Origin of the sequence: Pseudoalteromonas rhizosphaerae (assembly GCF_028885455.1) — a bacterium.
In the GTDB taxonomy this organism is placed as follows: domain Bacteria; phylum Pseudomonadota; class Gammaproteobacteria; order Enterobacterales; family Alteromonadaceae; genus Pseudoalteromonas; species Pseudoalteromonas rhizosphaerae.
In genome coordinates, this window is record NZ_CP118496.1 from 5,090,739 (window position 1) to 5,109,093 (window position 18,355).

At 36.8% G+C, this 18,355-nt stretch carries 16 protein-coding genes; all 16 read right to left on the reverse strand.

Going from position 1 to position 18,355, the window contains the following annotated elements; all coding sequences use genetic code 11:
* Window positions 1-141: 141 nt before the first annotated feature.
* Entirely contained in the window at window positions 142-1,392 is a 1,251-nt protein-coding gene (locus tag PVK79_RS22230) for an oligosaccharide flippase family protein (RefSeq protein WP_257324823.1), read from the reverse strand.
* Window positions 1,393-2,457: a DegT/DnrJ/EryC1/StrS family aminotransferase gene (locus tag PVK79_RS22235; protein ID WP_257326412.1), complete on the reverse strand. Its 1,065-nt coding sequence runs from the start codon at window positions 2,455-2,457 to the stop codon at window positions 1,393-1,395.
* Between the two features lie 145 nt (window positions 2,458-2,602).
* Window positions 2,603-3,178, reverse strand: coding sequence for an acyltransferase (locus PVK79_RS22240; protein WP_257324824.1), 576 nt, complete (start codon window positions 3,176-3,178; stop codon window positions 2,603-2,605).
* Window positions 3,179-3,180: 2 nt separating this feature from the next.
* The gene (locus tag PVK79_RS22245; protein ID WP_257324826.1) at window positions 3,181-4,137 is read right to left on the reverse strand and encodes a Gfo/Idh/MocA family oxidoreductase; all 957 of its coding nucleotides are present in this window, start codon (window positions 4,135-4,137) and stop codon (window positions 3,181-3,183) included.
* Between the two features lie 14 nt (window positions 4,138-4,151).
* Window positions 4,152-5,432: a Vi polysaccharide biosynthesis UDP-N-acetylglucosamine C-6 dehydrogenase TviB gene (tviB, locus tag PVK79_RS22250; protein WP_257324827.1), complete on the reverse strand. Its 1,281-nt coding sequence runs from the start codon at window positions 5,430-5,432 to the stop codon at window positions 4,152-4,154.
* Between the two features lie 231 nt (window positions 5,433-5,663).
* Window positions 5,664-7,913: a polysaccharide biosynthesis tyrosine autokinase gene (locus PVK79_RS22255; RefSeq protein ID WP_257324829.1), complete on the reverse strand. Its 2,250-nt coding sequence runs from the start codon at window positions 7,911-7,913 to the stop codon at window positions 5,664-5,666.
* Window positions 7,914-7,927: 14 nt separating this feature from the next.
* Window positions 7,928-8,362 carry a low molecular weight protein-tyrosine-phosphatase gene (locus PVK79_RS22260; RefSeq protein WP_257324831.1) on the reverse strand — a complete coding sequence of 145 codons (435 nt, stop codon included), beginning with the start codon at window positions 8,360-8,362 and terminating at the stop codon, window positions 7,928-7,930.
* Window positions 8,363-8,370: 8 nt separating this feature from the next.
* A complete protein-coding gene (locus tag PVK79_RS22265) occupies window positions 8,371-9,489 on the reverse strand; it encodes a polysaccharide export protein (RefSeq protein ID WP_257324832.1) in 1,119 nt (372 codons plus the stop codon).
* Between the two features lie 786 nt (window positions 9,490-10,275).
* Entirely contained in the window at window positions 10,276-10,593 is a 318-nt protein-coding gene (locus PVK79_RS23485; protein WP_338052586.1) for a transcriptional activator RfaH, read from the reverse strand.
* Between the two features lie 137 nt (window positions 10,594-10,730).
* Window positions 10,731-11,468, reverse strand: coding sequence for a WecB/TagA/CpsF family glycosyltransferase (locus PVK79_RS22275; RefSeq protein WP_257324834.1), 738 nt, complete (start codon window positions 11,466-11,468; stop codon window positions 10,731-10,733).
* A 62-nt stretch (window positions 11,469-11,530) separates the two neighbouring features.
* On the reverse strand, window positions 11,531-12,451 hold the full coding sequence (locus PVK79_RS22280; RefSeq protein WP_257324836.1) for a glycosyltransferase family 2 protein: 921 nt from the start codon (window positions 12,449-12,451) through the stop codon (window positions 11,531-11,533).
* Window positions 12,448-13,740, reverse strand: a complete 1,293-nt coding sequence (locus PVK79_RS22285; protein WP_257324838.1) for an O-antigen polymerase — start codon at window positions 13,738-13,740, stop codon at window positions 12,448-12,450. Before PVK79_RS22285 ends, PVK79_RS22280 begins: the two co-directional genes overlap by 4 nt.
* A 10-nt stretch (window positions 13,741-13,750) precedes the next feature.
* Window positions 13,751-14,899 (reverse strand): glycosyltransferase, encoded by a 1,149-nt coding sequence (locus PVK79_RS22290; RefSeq protein WP_257324839.1) that lies wholly within the window; start codon window positions 14,897-14,899, stop codon window positions 13,751-13,753.
* 16 nt (window positions 14,900-14,915) lie between these two features.
* Window positions 14,916-16,349, reverse strand: coding sequence for a lipopolysaccharide biosynthesis protein (locus PVK79_RS22295; RefSeq protein ID WP_257324841.1), 1,434 nt, complete (start codon window positions 16,347-16,349; stop codon window positions 14,916-14,918).
* Window positions 16,342-17,511, reverse strand: a complete 1,170-nt coding sequence (locus tag PVK79_RS22300; protein ID WP_257324843.1) for a glycosyltransferase — start codon at window positions 17,509-17,511, stop codon at window positions 16,342-16,344. The genes PVK79_RS22295 and PVK79_RS22300 overlap by 8 nt, the downstream gene beginning before the upstream one ends.
* Window positions 17,511-17,819 carry a hypothetical protein gene (locus PVK79_RS22305; protein ID WP_257324844.1) on the reverse strand — a complete coding sequence of 103 codons (309 nt, stop codon included), beginning with the start codon at window positions 17,817-17,819 and terminating at the stop codon, window positions 17,511-17,513. The genes PVK79_RS22300 and PVK79_RS22305 overlap by 1 nt, the downstream gene beginning before the upstream one ends.
* Window positions 17,820-18,355: the final 536 nt, after the last annotated feature.

The following is an 18,355-nucleotide window of genomic DNA, read 5'->3' on the forward strand; positions in this document are numbered from 1 at the left end:
ATAGAAAGTACATACTGATTGATGTCGAAATCATAATTAAACCCTGCATAATTATAGTACTTAAAAACAAAGTTAACATATGAAAAGTCGAGCAAAAACCTAATAAAAAGCAATAAAAATACAAATCTAAAATACAACATTTCACAGCCTCATATTTTTCTTCACAAGGCTATATAAATAAGCCCCTATAACAAAATAATTAAACGCAACCAATAAAGACAAACATTTGGCAAGCTCAAGAAAACTCCAAGCATAAATATATGCAACTAAATAGACTGACATATATGTAAGACACATCAAAAACTGCAATAAAAGTTCAATTTTATTTTTTTTATATATTTGAAGAGTAACCAACAAAGGCGAGATAATTAATTGAACACAAAATTGAATAGAAAATAATTTAGCTATATTTGCAGCCCCTGCCCACTCATCACCAAATAACAGAACAAAGAGCGAGTTGGCAAATAATTGTACTACAAAAAAAATTAAAATAGATATTATAGACAATTTTAACAATGCAGATTTGAACTCAACCATGGCATTATTTGGATCTGAAGAAATAGCTTTAAAATAAACCTGGCTAATAGAGTTTCCGATCAATGTAATTGGTGCTGATAGCAACCTTTCAGCCAATGAATACAAACCAAGAGTGCTCATACTAAAAACAAAAGGGATTAATAAGTTATTAGCCTGACTTGAAATTGTACTTAGCAAACTAGCGGGTGCGGAGAAAAAAGGAAACCTAATATAAGCCTTAAAAAAAACATATAATTTCCTAGCTCCCAAACCTTGAAAAGGAAGTTCGTTTTTAGCTCCATACATATACATTAGGATACTGGAAGATAAAAAAGCTAAAAACCAAGCCAAGACTAAACCTTCCCCCCCCAGCTCAAAAAAACCAAAGACAATTTGAAGTATACTTATTATTATTGCTTTTCCAATAAGTGCATTACCTATCGTCTTAAACCTTTCTAACTTAGTAAGATAATAATTAAATAATGAGTTACTACTAACACCTAAAACAACCACAATATAGAAAGAAAGTAATGGAAATGTAAATTCCCCAAACCCAATATTAATCAAATAGTTTTTTAATATTACGCCCAGAATTAGCAATAACAAGCAGACAGAAAAAGAAAAGAGCAGACCTATATAAAACAGCGCTATCGATACCTTCTTCTGCCTCCCTAATACTATTGCTAACTCAAAACGTCCGTTAGCCCAAACAGCAAAAACTGCGACTAAAGAACAAAAGAAACTAAAATAACCAAAATCTGAAGGTGAATAAAGCCTTGTTAGTATGGGGCTGATAGCAAATGGAATAACCTGAGCTATTGCAGTCGATGAAATGAGCCTTATTAATACTTTATTTTTTTCAGAATAATTAAACACTTAAATATAACCATGCATAGGCAAACTAAATACCGACTTAGCTAATTTTTCAGCGACTGGGAAGTCGCCAGGTTGATAACCCAGCTGGCTAAATGCTGTTTGTTCATGCATACACGTACCATAATAAATCATAGTGGGTATACCCTGCTCTTTATATTCCTCCATATCTACATCACGGTTGGTTGATACCAGCGTGTACTGTGCCCATGAACTTACATAACCTTTAGGAACTTGTGGCGTTTGGTATTTGTCTGACAGTGTTTTCTCATAATTATCAGCAGCTTTATTACGGTTAATAAGTTCAGTCGGGAACTCTGCTAATTTCTCAAGCAATATAGCTGCTTGAATGGTATCTAAGCGGCTATTCATGCCAATACGTACGTTATCGTATTTATCTTTGCCTTTGCCATGTACGCGATATGATTTGAGCATCTCTGCATACTCATCATTATTTGTAAAAATTGCGCCGCCATCACCGTAGCAACCCAGTGGCTTTGCAGGGAAGAAGCTAGTTGTGGCTATATCACCAAAATTACCAGCGCGTTTTCCATCAATACTGCCACCAAACCCTTGTGCCGCATCTTCTACTAGCTTAAGGTCATATTTGTCAGCAACTTTTTGAATTTCAGGATAGCTTGCCGGTAAACCAAATAAATCTACAGCAATAATTGCTTTAGGTTTTAATTTACCTTCAGCAATTGTTGCTTGAATACGCTTTTCTAGATCGATAGGACAAATATTAAACGTGGCTTCATCTGAATCTACAAATACAGGCGTAGCACCTTCATAGGCGATGACTTCTGCTGTAGCAAAAAAAGTAAAAGTGGGACAAAAAACAGCGTCGCCCGGTTTTATATCTAGTACCATCATAGCAAGTGTGAGTGCATCGGTCCCATTTGCACAGGTAACAGCATGTTTAACACCTACATATTTTGCAAGCTCATCTTCAAGCTCTTGTACTTCTGGCCCCATAATATAATTGCCGTGGTCTAAAACGGTTTTAATTCGTGCATCTATTTTTGTTTTTAAGTGTTGGTATTGTGCAGCTAGATCTATAAATTGTATGGTCATTTTAAATTCTTTAAATTAGGATGTGTTTATAGTTTGTATAAACTTATTAAATTGCAGCCACCAAACCCTAATGGCTTGATGGCTTTAAGGGCTAAAGCCCTACAATTAATAACTGGCGATGTTTACATGAAAGTGTATGTTATCTTATAAATAACATCCCCTCTTCTAAAACATACACCTCACCGGTGTGCTCACACGCTGTACTTGCATTGCCAGTAAGGGGTAAATCCAACTGCTCGCCGTACTTACTTATCCAACCAATTTGCCTAGCTGGTACTCCAACCATCAGTGCGAATGCAGGTACATTTTTATTTATAACAGCCCCAGCACCAACTAAAGAATATTCACCAATTGTAACACCACACACAATGGTACAATTAGCGCCAAGCGTTGCGCCTTGTTTGACTAATGTGTCACGGTATTCCGTCTTCCGCTCAATGAATGAGCGAGGATTATACACATTAGTAAATACCATGCTTGGGCCACAGAACACATCATCTTCGATATGTACATTATCGTAAACGGATACGTTATTTTGTATTTTGACGTTATTGCCAATTGTGACTTTATTACCAATAAATACATTTTGACCTAAAGAGCAACCATCACCAATTTGAGCACCACTACACACGTGCACAAAATGCCAAACACGTGTATCAGTGCCTATTTTTGCGCCAGCATCAATAATGGCGCTTTCATGCACATGGTAGTTCATAGTTATAGCACCTTAGTTAGAAGTGGGTGCGCCTTGCTACCGGCCTCTGCCAATGGCATTTCACGGATTTTCTCTACTGTTTCAATTGCTACACGGTTTTCATCAATACCAAAACCTTTACCCGCTAAAATATTCAGATAACTCTGCGTATGTAAATCAGTAAAGCCGCCTGAAAACTCCAGTTCTTCTGTATTATTACCGTCATTAATAGTAATGCTACGGTAAGTAAGTTTTTCACCCTTAACCGCATTTTCTGGCAAATTCTTTGAGTCAATCGATAGGAACCATTTAACACGTGCGCGTTCATATTCAAGGTAGCCACTAGAAGTTTTTTCATCTCTAAAGTGGACTTCATTATGATTAAGGTCACCAAAAATGAAATGCAGCATATCGTAAAAATGCACACCAATATTAGTCGCTACACCGCCTGATTTATGATCAAAGCCTTTCCAAGATTTCATGTACCATTTACCGCGCGATGTCATATACGTTAGATCAACATCAAATATTTTATCTGCTGGTGCTGCTGCCACTTTTTCTTTTAAGGCAATGATTGAAGGGTGTAATCTTAATTGCAGTATTGAGTTTACGCTTGCACCATACTTTTCTTCATACTCTTTTAGAATATCCATGTCTTCAGAGTGTAGTACTAATGGCTTCTCACAAATTACATCAATACCATTTTTTAAAGCATACTTCATATGTGGTGCATGCAGGTAGTTTGGGCTGCATATAGCAATATAGTCAAGTTTTTGACCTTTCATTGCACAGTCTTCAACAAAGGCGGTAAAGTCTTCAAATTCGGTGAAAAATTCAGCGTCAGGGAAATGGCTATCCATAATGCCTACTGAATCATTTATATCCATTGCCACAAGTAGATTATGGCCTGTTTCTTTAATTGCTTTTAAATGGCGTGGTGCAATATAACCAGAGGCACCGATAAGAGCGAAATTTTTCATCTCAAAATCCTTTATTATAATCTAATGTCAGAGTCTTTAGGACCAAACACATGTTTTACGTCGTATAAAACATGTTTATCTTTACCTAACTTGCGGATAGCTTCAACACCCATCTCTTTAAACTCACTGTGATCGACGGCCAAAACAATTCCATCGTACTGATTTTCTTTTAATGAACCAATTAATGATAAGCCGTATTCATGTTCAACCTCTGCAGGAGTCGCCCAGTCATCATACACATCAACACTCATGTTAAAATCTTTTAACTCGTTTACAATATCGATAATTTTCGTGTTGCGTACATCTGGGCAATCACCTTTGAAGGTAAAACCTAAAACTAGCACTTTAGCTTCATCAACATGGATTTTTTTACTTGATAATTTTTTTACTAATTGAGTGGCTACATACTCCCCCATACCATCATTAATACGGCGACCAGCTAAAATGACTTCTGGTCGGTAGCCTACCTCTTGCGCTTTATGGGTTAAATAATAAGGATCAACACTAATACAATGCCCACCAACTAAACCCGGTTTAAACTTTAAAAAATTCCACTTTGTACCCGCAGCACTTAACACCTCTTCAGTATCAATACCTAGACGATTAAATATTTTTGCAAATTCGTTAACGATAGCTATATTCAAGTCTCGCTGTGTATTCTCAATCACCTTTGCTGCTTCAGCCACTTTCATAGAGCCAGCTAAATGCGTACCTGCCGTAATAATTGAGCTATATAAATTATTTACAAACTGACCAACTTCTGGTGTAGAGCCTGATGTAATTTTCATTATTTTTGTTAAGGTATTAATCTTATCACCTGGATTAATTCGTTCTGGAGAATATCCAGCAAAAAAATCTTGGTTAAACACAAGCCCAGATACTTTTTCAATAATCGGTAAACAAACTTCCTCTGTTGCACCTGGATATACGGTTGATTCATAGATAACGACATCCCCCTTGTTAACAAACTCACCAAGCAATTCAGATGCTTTGCGAAGAGGCGTTAAATCAGGCGCATTACTATCATCAATCGGGGTTGGTACTGTAACTATATACACATTACAATCGGCTAAATCTTGTTTGTTGCAAGAGAAAGTCAGATTTTTTACATCTAAAAGTTCGCTATCACTAACTTCTAATGTAGCATCATGCCCGCTATCTAACTCGCCCACGCGCTTTTGATTTATGTCAAAGCCCAATACCGGATACTTTTTACCGAATTCAACTGCTAATGGAAGACCTACGTAACCTAAACCTATGATGCCAATCTTCAGGTCCGTTAATGAATCGTGCATTTTTAATACTCTCTTGATGTTAAATTTAATAATTTTTAGCTGTTTAATTCTAGGTTTTAAGACAAAGATAAAAAGGTAGTTAAGCTGCCTTATATTTATGCTTCTAATCTATACGCCTAACCTTTGACTTTTAAGTGATAGATAGTCCCGCTTCTGTATATACTCTTCTGGATGAAAGGTTAATACTAAATTTGGCTTTACTAGCTCATGTCATCTCAGGCACCTACATCTTCATTTATCTGACTTATACTCGTAGTTGTAGTAACCGTAATAGCCATAAGCGTTACTTGCTTTTTTGAGCACACCATTAAACACGACACCTTTTACATCAATACCATTTTGTTCAAAACGATTACGAGTGAACTCAATCTCTTTAATATGGTTTTGGCCAAAACGCGTTACTAGTAGTGTTGTGCCAGTGTGAGCACTAACAATTGCCGGATCAGTTACCGCTAAAATAGGCGGTGTATCTACTATTACTATATCGTACGCCGCACTTACCTCATCAACTAACTTACTAAAGTTACTGTGCATTAATAACTCTGATGGGTTTGGTGGAATTTGCCCACGGGTAATGACACTCAACCCTTCTACAGTGCTTGGCTTGGTTACTTGCTCAAGGTTTAAACGCCCTGATAGGTAATCACTCAAACCATCATCCCACTTTAAGCCAAACTGGGTTTGTAAGTAGCCTTTACGCATATCGGCATCGATGATCAGTACTTTTTTACCGCTTTGTGCAAGCACGGCAGCAAGGTTTACAGATATAAACGATTTACCCACACCTGGGCTTGGGCCTGATATGGCAACTAGATTATTTTTAGCTTCCATCATTGCAAAGTGTAAGCTCGTACGCAGGCTGCGCAGTGCCTCAATTGATAAGTCAGCTGGGTTATCAAGCGCTAATATAGATTTAGGTTTATTGATTTTATTTTTAAGCGCTTTACTAAAGCCAGTGAGTTTATCTTGATAATCTGAGTAGGGTACGCTGGCATATACTGGCAGGCCAATTGCCTCTATCTCATTCGGATCTTCAACGCCTTTATGCATCGCTTTTTGCACAAGTACAATAGCGACAGCTATCATGCCACCCAACATAGTTGCCATAATCACAATAAGTGATTTTTTTGGCTTAACGGGCTTTGAAATATTTACTTCGGCAAAATCAATAATACGCACATTACCTACAGTCCCTGCACGCACTATGTCAAGCTCTTGCGTTTTACCAAGTAGCATGGTGTAAATTTGATTACTTACTTCTACATCACGCTTTAAGCGTAATAGCTCCTGCTGAGTCTCCGGTAAATTACCTACTTCACCAACGAGTTCCTTTTTCTGCTCATTAACTGCGCTGATTTGTTCAACTAAACCTTGGTAAGTTGGATGGTCCTTTTTAAACTTACGACTCATTTCTAAGCGCTTGAGTTCAAGCTCTTGTAATTTAGTTTCAAGTTTAACTACTTGTTCTAATACACCCTGAGTTTCTAAGGTAATATTAATTGATTGGCGCTTAATTTGATAATCGTTAAAGCGCTGCTCAGCAAACTCTAATTGCTTTTTAATCTCTGGTAATTGAACTTCTAAGAATTCAAGTGACTTTTGTGCTTCTGCCGAATTACGCTCCACATTACGCCTAACATAAATGCTTGCGACTTTATCAAGTACTTTTTCAGCATAATGTGGATTTTCGCTCTGTAGACTTAAGTTAATGATACCAGAATCTTTACCCTTTTCGCTGGCACTAATTGCAGCCTGTAAGTCTAAAACAGTATTCAACCGATCTTTACGCTTGATTGTAAACTCAGTACCCACATGAGCATTTAAACTACGTACCGTTAATTTAAATTTGCCATTTATTAACTCTTGGCCTACTTTACCAGCTAATATCTGTTCACCATCATTATTTAATAATACTACTGAGTTGTTTTCTTGCGCCGCAAGCGTAAATTTAACTCCAACAGCTGAGGGGGGCACATCAAACCTAAATATGTCAATACTCTCACCGCCCCAAGCATATGAACTAGCCCCAAAACTAGGCTTAGCTAACTCACCTTCGCTAATAGGGCTAAACTTACGAAACGCACGATTACCAATTAATGGGAATAAATTTGGTTCAGCTTCTACATTAAGACGCAAGGTATCAACAGCCTCACCAATGACTGAGCGTGATTTTAATAACTCAATTTCTGTCACTGCGTCTGAGGTACTTTCAAACATACCTGACATATCATCAAAACCAGGGACTGATCCGCCACTCTCTTCAACCTGTATCATCGCAGTTGCTTGGTATACTGGGGTCGAAAACACCGCATAAACAACCCCAATAACCATAAACACGGTTGTGAAAGCGATTATAAAATATTTACGATCTATCAATGCTCCTAAAAGTGCCATTAAATCTATTTCTTGGCTTGCTTGTGTCTCTTTATTAGACAGTCGATTTTGTTTATTTTCTGCCAATGCAGTGGGCTGAGCATTCATGTACTAGCCTATCCTTATAAATACTTTTGCCAAGCGCTACAGGCGCTATCGATTAATGCATAAACGTGTTCAAACGCTTCTAGACTCTGCCGATATGGATCGGGCACTTCTTTATCGCCTAACCATTTACCGAGTAAGAAGGTTTTTCCGCGCGCTTCAGGGTAGCGGGTACAAAGGTCAATTAGATGTCGCTGCTCCATGACTAAAATTACACTATTTTGTGCAACCAGACCAGATGTCAGCTGCTGCCCCTGATGATCATCCATATTTATACCATAAGTTGCAGCAATCTGCTTTGCTGTCGCATCTGCTGGTTTACCTTCTAAAGCAGTTAAACCAGCAGACGATACTCTGATATCTTTACCTACTAATTTACGTTTTAATACGTATTCAGCAGTGGGACTACGGCAAATATTACCTGCACACACCACTAAGATAGAATCAAACATCGTTATCCTCAGTTTGTTGCTGTTAGGCCATCAATTGAATCAACAGTCGCGATTGACGGTAATAATAAGCTAATTACACGGTTCCAACGGGCAAGCGGTGCGGATGTTACGTATACGATATCATGTGGCTGTAATGCAAATTGCTCAGCTAACACTAACGCCGCAACATTCTTTGCATGCAATTGATATACATCAGCAATAACACCATCAGTTTCTAGATTACGTTTACGTAGAACAAACACACCGTTAGCATCGGCGGTGTTTTCGTTTAAACCACCTGAATTACTGAGTGCTTCAGCAAGGTTTAAACCATAACGATTCACATCAACAGAGCCTGCTTTTTTAACATCACCTAACACAAAAACGCGCTGCATATCGTTACGGTTCACATGCACTATATCACCATGTTGTAATAAGCGGTTTTGTGAAATATCACCATGTGCATAGAAATCATCCAGTTTAATAACTTCAGTTTTGTCACCTCGGGTAAAAGTAACTGTCCGCCAATCAGCAGCTTCAGTTAAGCCGCCGGCTTGGTTTAAAGCATCGACAAGTGTAAGAGGAATCTCTGTAACAGGTAAGATACCTGGCTGTTTGACCTCACCAGTTACATAAGCTTTTTGGCTGCGAAAACCAACCACCTTAATGTCGACCTGAGGATCCTCAATAACACGACTTAAACGTTTGACTAACTCACGGTGTACTTGCTGTACTGTTTTACCTTCAGCTTGAATATTAGGCGCATATGCATACGTAATCGTCCCGTCAGCTTGTACGCGAAAACCATCAAATTCAGCTGTGCGTTGAACTGCCGCTGGTATAGTTAATTCTGGATGATCCCATACACCAATAGTGAGGACATCACCGACGCCTAGTATGTATTCGTAATCACTGACGTTCACCCCCTTAAGACTCGAAGGCGGCTTATTAATTTTGCGAGCTTGTTTTTGCTGATAAATTAATGATGAGTCAATAATTTGAATGTTTACTTTTTCAAGATCCTGCTCAAGGTTTTTCGTCTGCTCACCCGATTCGATTCCTTCGAAATGGCTACCGGGGATGATTGTACAACCTGTCATTGTTAGCAACGTGAGAGATGCTACAAGTGTTTTACAGCTTAGCGCCATTGTTTATTCCCAAAATAATATTAAATTCTAAAACTGTCAGCTTATTTTAAATATATTGCTGTTATTTTTTGCTCGCTAATTAAAGCATGGCTAATCTTACTGCGCAAGGTTGGTTGCATGTTTACTGCACAAGCAGTTAACTTTTTTGTTAATCGGTTAACAATCTTCGCGAAGAGTGACAAATTCTAAATTATTCAAACATTGTAGTTATTAGTGTTACTTACGAGTTTTTATAAATTTGAACTATACCGCAAACATTTCTGCCATTTACTGCGCTTGTTGAACTAAATGATTGCCACTATTTCTGTGTCATTTGATTAATCCACTTATTAACATCAGAACTAAGCGTGATCATTAGCCACCCTCAAAGCCTACTTTCTGTGCGCTATAATTTCCTCACAGAGCCTCTCTCGCTTTAGTTTAAAAATATTGCTTTACTAGCTCTGTGAGCACGCTTCCGCCCCTAGGTTACAGTTCCTACGTACTGATAAACTCTGTTTCAAGTTAGAATGTCAAAAATATATTATTCTTTACTTCCTAGAGCCTCTATTTTTCTATTTTTTAAGCTAAGCCCAACCTAAAACTTAGCGCTTACAGCCTATAATTAGTGCAAATTACCCTACTTTTTTTACGTCGCTATTATTTACACTCAATTCTATTTCTTTATTGAGCAGGCTGACTAACAATATGCTGCGCATGTCACCGTCTGGCTCTTTAAATATTGCTTGTATGTCTTTAAATGATCCATTATTTAGACACACTAAATCACCGGATTCCGGTAAACTGTTAATATCTTGCGTTAGTTGGAGATTTTTTAATTCGTTGATTAAGTAGATCTGGAACTAATTGATAAGATGCGCCATACGAAACAAAACCACTGATACCACGGGTATTTTTTACCGCAGCGAAGTTGCATGTTTTTGCATTTAAGCGAACAAATAAATAATTTGGGAATACCACGGATTTCTTAAAAGTACGACGGCCTTTAACTAGCTGGTGTTTTTCTAACTGCGGAAAAAACGCTTCAATCCCTTGGTTTTGCAAATTAATTTGGGCGCGTGCTTCTTGCCTCGATTTACAAAATAATAAGTACCAACTATCCATATCAATCCCTAAAATACTGACTTTACGCCTGCTAACTATTGTTATTCTTGCTAAAGCGATAGGATTATACGTGCTACTTTAGGCCAATGTCTATAAAAACCCCATTAAAACTTTTCATGTTTAATGGGGTTATATTACTATTTAAAATGGGACATACAGTATTTAACTATAAACTGCGGGTAATCACGAATTAAGCGGTCGCGTACGTGTTTGTGCATAATTGCCCTTTGCAACCAGCGTAAGCCTAATTTTTTTACTAAGGGGTGGTAATAATCCCCTTTTGTTGCTGTTTGCTCTAAAAAGCCACCACAAGTATAAAACTCCCTCGCAGATTTAACTCTTTCAACACATTGCAATAAAAATTGTTCTTGGAGAGGGGTTCCCATGCCAACAATAATTATATCTGGGGTACAATTATCTAGTTCAGTAAAGCAGCGTTGCTTTTCATCTTTCAGATCAAAATAACCATCCCTACAATAGGAAATGATTAAATTTGGGAAAAGAACGAATAATTTAGCTGGCAAAGCAACTGCATGCTCTGGTTTCCCACCGATAAATGCAACCTTTAGTCGTTGTTCTTGCGCTCTTAATAAAGTATCTTTAGCTATTGAAGATAGATCAAAACTGACCCTGTCAATTTTATTTTCACAAAAAATATTGTGCAATTTTGTGTGTAATAAACCATCAGAAAAGATCATGTTAAATGCTTGCCAAAGCTCAGGCTCATCTTGAAGTATCGGATATGAATAAGGATTTACGAATGTTGCTATAATCTTATCTGAATCATTATTTGAATAAGTAAGTTGCTTTACTTTCTCTTGCCAGTCTTTCTTTGATGAGAACTTATTATTTAATTTAGTGAAATTATTTGCCATGCGTACCCCCCCCAACTCCGAAGGGTGATATTATACGATAACTTTCAATTATTGTCTCACGCTTAATTTGACTCTCGAAAAAGCCAACATAGTAATTTACTCGGGAGCAAACTTAACAATAAAACTGCAATGTAATGCAAGCCAAAGCGAACCCCATCGCTCTGAATAATTCGTCTTGATTCCTTTTTTTTCCCAAGTTTTAGATTTTGGAGCGCAGTAAAAATATAACTTCGATGGACTAATTCTTTTGCATCTCTAACCTGCTTACTGGAAACTTGTCCACTACGGATCCACTCTTCTAATGATTTTACATGCGGCAACACTTCTAACACTTGATTAACCTTAGTAGCACTTCCTGAATCACTTTCATCGTAAACAGCCAAATTCTTCATACATATGGCAAGCTGGTAACTTATAGAAATATAAATCCATACAAAAATATCTTCGCCCATTTTCCAACCTACGGGAAATCCCCCTATTGTTTCAAGTACAACCTTCTTAATTACAACTGATGAAGCTGTAACTGGTAGATTCCCACGGCATGTACTATAAAAGTAGTTATCTATAAGTCGATACTTCCCCTCTCCAGGCACACAGATACGGGCTAACTTTACTCCTGCCCGACTTTTAAAACTATACGCACTACAGCATAATGAAACATAAGGAAACTTTTCAATCAAGTTAATCATTTCTAGTAAAAAGTCTGGTTTCCAATAATCATCAGCATCAATAAAAGCAATCCATTCACCATTTGCTTTGTCTATACCATGGTTCCTTGCTTTAGATACGCCTCCATTAGGTTGAGAAATTAATCTCAATTTAGAAAGCCCTAACGCTCTAACTAATTCAGCGCCTTGATCTGTTGAACCATCATCAATAACAATAATTTCAAAATTTTGATAAGTTTGCGCCTGAATTGACTTCAAACAGCGTTCTATATATTGCTCTTTATTAAAGAGAGGTATAACTACTGAGATTTTCAAGATTTTAGAGACCTTATCTTAATTGGGTGGTATCTGGCATTAATTAACAACAATAAAAAAACCAATATTATTGAAGAGGTACCATTAAACAACACATGGCCAGCCAACACTGAGTGTAAAAATACCAAGAAAAAGCAAAACGTTAAAAAGTACCGACCTTTCAAAGCACCATTAACTATAGTAGTAACTCCAAGGATAAGATAAGTAAATGCAGCAACAACACCATAACTAAAAAATAGCTCGAAGAAATCATTCTCTAATGTCTTTCTTTTAACTTCTGATAAAAAAGTGAGATCTTCATAGGCAAAATAGGCTCCACCACCAAAAAGTAACCTAACGCTAAAACAGCCATTCCAGTCAACTTTATAAAATGCATTGTAAATAAACACATCCCTAGAGCTAGATAACAAAACTGTTTTGTCCTCTATCATATTAAACTTATTAATTATATTCTCAAAAACTAAACTTAGTGCATCTATCACAACAGGGACCACGTAGATACCAATAAGAATGGAGAGAATAAGAGAGGAGCAGGGGAAGAACTTAAGACTAATAATAAAAAATAAAATAGAACTTAGTAAAGCAAAAAGTAGCGCTGTTTTAGTACCAATAATAACAGTACTGAAAATCATAAATACGCCTAAAAAATAAAATAGTTTTTGCTTTGTTATAAATGAGTAATAAAGAGCAAGTAGTGTACAAGTGCCAATGGTAACTCCAACACCATTACCAGAAACAAACAACCCCCGAGTCGCGAACTTACTACCGTAATTAGAGATATGAAAGCCACTAATAAAGGCACTTGATAATAGAAAAGCAACCACTACACCATAAGCAATCACTAAACGGAAAAATAAATCATAATAAACTAGCTCTTCAATAACCCAGCTTTTAAAAAATACATAAGCCAAAATACAGAAGAGAATTTTACTAAAAAACACAATACCTGAAATATAAGGCATTAACCCCATATGCAAGATTGCAACTAAGCTTTCAGCTATTAAGAAAAAAGTCGTTAAATATAGAATTCGCTTTTTAATTTGGGTGGGGACCTTCTCTGAGGAAAATACAAAGAAAAATAACAGCCCTAGTATTAACAGGCGCCCTAGTTGCGATGGAGTCGCGAGCCCACCTTCCCCCATTATTTTTAACTTAAAAAACGCCCCCGTCATAGAATCAAATATAGGCAATACTAATACACAAAAAAGCGTAACAAATACGAGCTTGCTACTAAATAAGTAGGGAACTAATTTCTTTAGCTCTATTTTTTGCTGCTGAGCAATTAACAACTTTTTGACCTCAAAGTTTTATATGCTTATTTACTATTTCTAGAAAACGCTGAATATGTGAATAAAAAGAGTAACCTTGAGCTGCATCTATCATTGCTTGTGAAGGCCCTTTCTCATCTCTAGCATTTTGAATTGCAGCCCTCAAACAGCGCAATAGCTCATCTTTAGACCCTTCTTTTGCAGAAAAAAAGTTTTGAAATCCTTCTACTTGCCTAAATATCTCATTATCCCAACAAATAACTCTATTACCAGATACCATAGCTTCTATTAAAGAGTGGGACACACCGCCCCCTCCTAAAATTTTAGTTCCCGTTAAATGACAACTTATATCTAAATGAGCCAATAACTCCGGAATTTTATAGTTATCAACAACCCCCAAATAACTAATATTAACTTTTCCCTTCAGCTGTTTTTGGACTCTCTGTAAGATTTCTTTTTGGGAACCGTCACCTGCAACAATTACCTCTAGATTTTTTTCATTAGTGAGTTCACTCAAACAGTCGGTGAAGTAATCAATCCCTTTTTCTAGATTCAGTCTACCAACAAATCCTAGCCTAATTTTTTCACCGGTCTGCGATTGATAAAAATTATTTAAGTGAATACCATTATTCACAACTTCTGACGCGATACCTTTCTCTTCGTAAAAAGCGGCTGTATCTTTACCATTAGAAAGCACCAATTGATTCCTTTTTAATAAGAATACTTCTAAAAACTTAAATACTTCAAGTATGGCACCAGAGTGCCTTTGGGCTAACTCTTTTTCTAACACCCCCCTTATCCAAGTAATTCTACAAGCACGAGTATTTTTACAAGCAAAAAAACCCGCAATACTTTCAATGTAAGAACCTAGACAGATAACAACATGCTTTTCCCCCTCCCTATCAACCTGTTTAACAAATTTAGCGCAAAACTTAGAGAAATTAGCAATCCTTTTTATATTGTTTACATGAGATACATCAATTGATTTATGAATGATATTATCAGGAAACTTAATTGGGGTACCTAGCTCCTTGCTTGAGGTAGCACTGAGTACAGTAAGTGATTTAAACGAAGATAGGAGCTCTTTTGAATTTATAAAATTAGCAAGCCAAGTTTCACGTCCTCCCCCAGCAATTGAGAGATTACTATAGATTATAATTGTTAAATTTATTTCATTCATAATTGCTGCTAATTAGTTATCTATTTTTGTAATAGAAGTTGCATGTTAACTGTTTAAGCATATTTAATACTAAAACAACTGAATTATTGAACAGGAAAATACCTAGAAGCAATAAAATACTCCATACTATATTTCCTACAAGGCTTTGCTGCCAATAAATGCAATGTAAAATTGAAGTCACTAATAATAAACACATTATCGTATAAGTCTTCAACGTTGGCATATTACGCCACACTTGTCTTGAAAATTCAGTTCGCACTACATAGAACACCGCAAAAGCTAGCGCTGTTGATATTGCCGCACCTTGCGCGCCAAGCCCATCCACTAATAAATAGTTACCACATGCATTCACACTTAACGCAAGAAGTGAAGCCCACATAGCCAAGTGTGTCTTTCTATTTAGTGTAATTCCAATCGCTGTTGTTTCTGAAAGTGTATAAAATAAGGGGGCAATGAGACACGTCGTAATTAGACTTTGTATCGCAACATATTCACTAGGAAGAAAATAAGGAAGTACAAAAGAAAAAGTTCCAGCTAAGGCCATAACAAAGAAAACAGCCGCCAACAAATGCTCGGATATGTTATCAACCACACCAAAGTCTAAATTACCCTCAGAGGTCCATTTGTATACCATAGGAGACCAAATCAAGTTAAAAATACTTGCGAAGATACTCGCAACGGCTGCAATACTAACAGTGACAGAGTAAACACCCAACTCGTCAAAATTCGACATCGTGCGCAAAAAAACTTTATCCATAACTTGCAAGCCAAAAGCAGCAAAACCACCTAACATCAGGGGGAAACCAAAATTGAACAATGTTACTAATTTTAACTCTGAAGGTTCATCTGTGAATGAAAAATACAATTCACGGCGAGTACTCCAAAGTAGCACGATTAAAACAGCAAATATTGATGCAAACTGTGCTGTTATCAAGCTATCATAATTCTTCGGTAGCTCACTTAAAATTACATAAACAACACATAATAAAAAAATTAATTTTGGCAGTAACTGACTTAACGAATACTCAATTGCTCTCTCCTGCATTCTCAATATCAATGATAAATAACGAGAAAACAATGCAGCAACAACACACAAAACTGTCAAAAATGCTAAATAATTACTGTCATTACCATATAAAGCAGCTGAGATATAAGAGGGGTCTGTTCCTAATAACAAAAGAGCAAAGAAGCACACGGCAATGACTGAAGGGAAAGCAACAAGACGTAATAATGCGGGTTTAGAGCTTACTTCGTGATACTCTCTTATATATGCTTGATCTAACCCAAAACAAAAGGTCAGGATCCCAAAATTCATAACAAGCATAAGCATAGATATCTTACCGATATCCTCAACAGGGTAAAACCAAGTAAGTAAAGGCAATGAAATGAAGCCTAGAGCCGCAGCCCCTAAGGGGCCTAGAGCATAACCCATAATCTTTGCTTTATTCATTATTAGCTAATGCTGCTTGGTAGGTTTTAATCAATTGTTTAACAACAGATTTCTGACTAAACCTATTCTGACTGTATGCCCTTATTTTTACAGGGTCATAAAATCGACGCTGCTCATAAAGCTCTATCATTGCCTGAGCTAAAAGCTCTGGAGAGTTTTTATCAACTAACAAGCCGACTTCGTCATTTATTATGCTTTCAGGCCCACCAGACTTAGTTGATACCACAGGCTTACCTAGAGCTAAAGCTTCAGCAACAACAACACCAAACGTCTCATACTCACTTGATAAAACAAAAGCATCGGATTCAAAAACATGGTATTGGACTTGACTTCGACTCAATCTACCTAAAAACTCTACCTTTTCATGTAGGTGCAAATCATTAACAAGTTTTTTAAGGGAGTTAGTTTCAGGGCCATCCCCACCTATAAGAAGTTTTATATTTGGAAGCAGCTTCAGAGCAAAATTAAATGCGTTAATTAATACATCAAGCCTTTTTATATAATGATGCCCGCAAACATTTATAAAAACAAACTCTCTATCTGCGTCCGATTTAACACTATTAACATCGTAGGAAAAAAACTCATCACTCACTATATTTGGTATAAAGGACCATTTGTTAGTGTCAAACCTTTCATTCAGTAAAGTTCTAAACTCTTCGCTAACAGCTACACAAGCACTGGCGTTATTGATTACAGCCTTTCCTAGATTAATATCTTTACTTGATACTTCCCCTTTAGCATAAGCTGATATATGTTCAGTGACAACAAAAGGTATATTATATTTCCTACTGAGATGCTCCGCTAAAAAGCCAGCTTTGTATAAGGAATGGGCGTGTAAAACATCAGGGAATCCATGTTCCTTAACATAATTCAAAAATAACTGCTCACCCTTTTTAATCCATGATTTAAGGGTTAAACTAGTAAAACCTGGAGTTAAGTTCGTGAAATGAAACCTATATGTAGGAAAACCTGAATCTTCTTCTATTGAAATACACGATTTTACCTTCCCTTTTTTTAGAGCAGAAAAGCTCCGCATCTGTGGGTATATCAAACCAACCAGATCAATAAACTGATTTAGTGCGAGTGTTTGCTCTCTAAAAAAGCTACCATCAATATCTCCCTCATATTCTGGATACCAAGATGGTATAATAACTATATGCACTATAAATTCCTATACGTAGATAGGCCAAATACAGACCTTGCTAACTTCTCTGCTTTCGGAGAGTCGCTAGCCTGATTATCCAACTTTTCAGATATAGTCTGCTTATCCATAGCAGCTCTTCGATAAACCATTCTAGAAATAACTTGTTCTTTATATTTTTCCATATCTAAATTTCTATCACCCGTTAACAATGCATGCTGCGTCCTGGAGTTTACCCCCTCCTGAACCAAATAAGTTCTACAGGCATATCTTAATTCTTGAATGTATCGTTCGCTGCGTAATTTCGATTGATAAGCTTTTATGAGCATACAGCTAATTCCTCTAATGATATCGCGACCTGAATTGTATACAGATAAGAGTCCATATCAATACACACATTACCATATATATTGTTATCTTCGCGATTTGCTAGATGTGATTTTAAGAACTCCTCATACTCTTCACTATATGGAACTGCCCAATCACCAAAACCTTACGCTGCATCTACAATGAGTTTAGACCATACTTTTCTACGATTTCTTTGTCAGAACTTAGCAATCAGCTAACAAACCTAATAGCTCAACAGCAATTGCCTCAGACTGTATAACTAAGCACATATTAAATGAAGAATCCGCTTTACTTTCCTTCACATTAAACAATATAAGTGCAAGTGTCATTCGCACTTATAATTATATGCTTAGCACCAAAACACCCAGAAAGCAGTTGTTCAGGTTCCTGCACTTCTAATCCTATTATAAATTCACCATACCCAAATCCTGAGTAAATTCGTACATCGATTTTATCTTTTCGGTGCTAGTATTGAGCCGCTAGTACTGATGCATTAAATTAAAAAATATAGTCCTTA